The organism is Schleiferilactobacillus shenzhenensis LY-73 (assembly GCF_000469325.1).
Lineage (GTDB): Bacteria > Bacillota > Bacilli > Lactobacillales > Lactobacillaceae > Schleiferilactobacillus > Schleiferilactobacillus shenzhenensis.
The window spans coordinates 39,668-43,136 of record NZ_KI271595.1 but is presented as its reverse complement, the minus strand read 5'-3'; the positions used below and the strand labels follow the sequence as shown (position 1 = coordinate 43,136).

Genomic DNA, 3,469 nt, shown 5'->3' with positions numbered 1-3,469 from the left:
TTTCCGGCTTAAGGCCACTCAGCCCGGTGCCGCTAACCGTCGGCCTCCGCCCTCTGCCTCTAAAGACATTCTTAAGCTATCTCTGGTATCATGTTCCTAGATGGCGCGGGCGGTCGCAGCGCGCGCCGCAATTCTAGTTGAACGGAGTGTTATGTATGGCCAAAAAGATTCTCATCGTTGACGATGATAAAGAAATCGTGGAGCTGCTCAACATCTACGTGAAAAATGAAGGCTACGAAAGCGTCGTGGCGTATTCCGGCAAGGAAGCCATGACCAAGCTGGCTACGAATCCGGATATTGCCTTGATGATCCTGGACATTATGATGCCCAGCATGTCCGGCATTGACGTGATCAAGGAAGTGCGTAAGGATTCCCAGATCCCGATCATCGTGGTCAGCGCCAAGACCGCTGACATGGACAAAATCAAGGGCCTCATCACCGGCGCCGACGATTACGTTGCCAAGCCCTTCAACCCGCTGGAAGTGATGGCTCGGGTCAAGTCCTTGCTGCGGCGCAGTTCAGGTCAGGTGACCAACGAGACGCCGGAGACGCTGTCGGTCGGTCCGCTGAACATCAATAAGGATTCCCATGAGGTGACGACGCTGAACGGCAAGACCATTCAGCTGACAGCCTTGGAGTTCGGCATTCTCTACCTGCTCGCTAGCCATCCCAACCGGGTTTTCTCCGCCGATGAGATCTTCGAGCGCGTCTGGCAGCAGGAGTCCATCGTCAGCGCGAAGACCGTCATGGTCCACGTTTCTCACTTACGGGATAAGATCGAGGCCGCCACGGGCGGGGAGAAAGTCATCCAGACCGTGTGGGGTGTCGGCTACAAGGTCGAGGCGTCATGATTCAGAAAAAAGTTAAACTGACTGGCCGGGAGAAGAGCGAGCTGATCATCGAAGGTATCGTCACGGTGGTCATCATGGTCTTGCTCAACTTCGCCGTGCTGGTCCTGATTACCCAGGTGCTCAACCGCTCGCCCCAGGTGCAGGATGGGATCTGGCTCTTGAAGATTGGCTTGAACCAGAACAATACGCTGCAGCTGTGGAGCTGGCAGTGGCTGTTCATCTTTCTCATGATTATCTTCGACGCTATTGTCGTCTGGTGGCGCCTGATTCGCCGGTACCACCAGATCCAGATGCGCCACGTGATCGCTGAGCTGCACTACATCGCCGACGGTCACCTGGGCCACCGCATTCCGTTTCTCGTCAAGACCGACTTGCAGAAAGTGATCGATTCCATCAACGCCTTGGTGGACTCCACTGTGCAGTCAATGGACGAGGAACGCCAGATTGAAAAGTCGAAGGATGAGCTGATTTCTAACGTCAGCCACGATATTCGTACGCCGCTGACGTCGATCATTGGCTACCTGGGGCTGATTGAAGACCGGCAGTACCATTCCGAAGAAGAGCTGCTGAAGTTCAGTCACACGGCCTACGTGAAGTCCAAGCAGATGAAAGTGCTGGTGGACGACCTGTTCGAGTACACCAAAGTGCGCCAAAACGGCACGCGGCTGAACACCACCGAGTTCTCTCTGACCAATCTGCTGGAACAGCTGGCGGCCAGCTTCGAACTGGAAGCAGAGAAGAAACACATCGACATTGATGTGCGCACCACGCCCAGTCCGCTGGTGATGACAGCGGATCCGGAGAAACTTGTCCGGGTGTTCAATAACCTGCTGGTGAACGGCTTGAAGTACGGCCAGGGCGCCACCCATATTTGGCTGACGGCGCAGCAGGTGGGCAACGAGGTGATCATCAAGGTTTCCAACGACGGCGCCGAGATTCCCAACGATTCCCTCAGTCACCTGTTCGATCGTTTCTACCGCGTGGAAGAATCCCGGTCCCAGGAGACGGGCGGTTCCGGCCTTGGCTTGGCCATCGCCCAGAGCATCGTCGCCCTGCACGGCGGCTACATCTACGCCACGTCGGATGCCAAGATGACCAGTTTCGTCATTTATTTACCGGCAGCCCCCGGGAAGAAAGTGGCCAAGCCGGCGGCCATCCAAGCCGCAGAAAAAACTCAGAAGAAGAAAGCAGGCACTCCCGAACATGCAACCGCGTAAAACAACGTGGGCCGGGCTGGTCCTTGTGTGGCTCAGCCTCCTGGCCTTGATTTTTGGTGCACCCACGGCCCAGGCAGCAGTCAACACGAATACGATTCCTGTCGGCGGTACCGCCGGCGTGGTCTTTGACCTGACCAGCGGCAAGGTCTTGGCGGCCAAGGACGCCGCCACCCCGCATCCGCTGGCCTCGCTGACCAAGATCGTCAGTCTGTACCTGATCCGGGATGCCGTGGCCCATGGCCGCTTGTCCTGGACGGACACCGCCACGCCTACGGCTGCTGAGGTCAAGCTGAGCAAGGACACCAATCTCTCCAACGTACCGTTGGCCGAGAAATCCTACACGGTCAAGGAACTGTACGATGCCGGCTGGATCTATTCGGCCAACGTGGCGGTGATGCTCTTAGCCAACCGGTTGGCAGGTTCCCAGCAAGCCTTCATTAAAGAAATGCAGGAGCACTTAACGACCTTGGGGATTCGCGATGCCACGCTGTACACCACCAGCGGCTTGAATAACAGTCTGTTGCCGGAGAGTATGCGCGTGCACGGCACCCCGGCCGACGGGGAAAATAAAATGAGCGCGGCGGATATTGGCGTGGTCGTCCGCCACTTGCTGCAAACTTATCCGGATGTATTGCAAGATACGCAAGTGGTGCACAAGAACTTCGCGGTGACCGCCAGCCAGACCTACGCCATGACGAACTGGAACGCTTTGCTGACCGGCAACAGCCTGGCCCAAAGCGACTTGCCGGTGGACGGCTTGAAAACGGGGACGTCCGATCTGGCGGGGCAATGTCTCGTCGCCACGATGCCCTGGCAGAACCGCCGGCTAGTGAGTGTGCTGCTCCACGCTAACGGGGCAGAGACCGACGATACGAAGCGCTTCGTTCAGACCGCCGCTCTGCTGCGGGCCGTCAACCAAGCCTGGCGGCCGGTGACGCTGAACCGGGAAAATACCGCCAAACAGAAGGTCAAGGTGACCGACGGCAAGCAGGCCAGTACCACCTTGCAGTTGACCAAATCCGTGGTCGGGTGGGCCTACCAAGGCCAAGTCGTCACGCCGGTCCGGGCCTTGCCCAAGACCGCTGCGTTAAGTGCCCCAGTGGTCAAGGGCCGGCCGACAGCGAGCACGACACTGACCAAGGATACCCTGGGCTATCTGCCGCAGAACGACAGCCAGGAGATTTCTTTAGCCCCCACCAAGAGTGTCGCCAAGCTGAACTTCTTTGAACGCTTCCTCCGGTGGCTGGGTCAGCTGTTTTAGTTGCAGGCCCTGTATTTCAATATTCGGTATATTTTTTCAGGAAATAGAAACAGCCAGAAGCTGGAACAACGATCGTCGCTCCGTTTATCACGGGGCTAATAATCGCCGTTCCAGTTTTTTTGTGCCAGGGAAGTTTCGCG

3 protein-coding genes are annotated in these 3,469 nt (G+C 57.2%); all 3 read left to right on the top strand.

All coding sequences use genetic code 11. The features are described from left to right. The first annotated feature begins 155 nt into the window (after nt 1-155). Genes croR through L248_RS10135 form a run of 3 tightly spaced genes read left to right on the top strand, consistent with a single transcriptional unit; the run spans nt 156 to nt 3,329 of the window. Nucleotides 156-851, top strand: a complete 696-nt coding sequence (gene croR, locus L248_RS10145) for a response regulator transcription factor CroR (protein ID WP_022530121.1) — start codon at nt 156-158, stop codon at nt 849-851. Further along, entirely contained in the window at nt 848-2,068 is a 1,221-nt protein-coding gene (locus tag L248_RS10140) for a sensor histidine kinase (RefSeq protein WP_022530120.1), read from the top strand. Before croR ends, L248_RS10140 begins: the two co-directional genes overlap by 4 nt. Further along, complete coding sequence (locus L248_RS10135; protein WP_022530119.1) at nt 2,055-3,329, top strand: serine hydrolase; 1,275 nt, start codon at nt 2,055-2,057, stop codon at nt 3,327-3,329. The genes L248_RS10140 and L248_RS10135 overlap by 14 nt, the downstream gene beginning before the upstream one ends. Nucleotides 3,330-3,469: the final 140 nt, after the last annotated feature.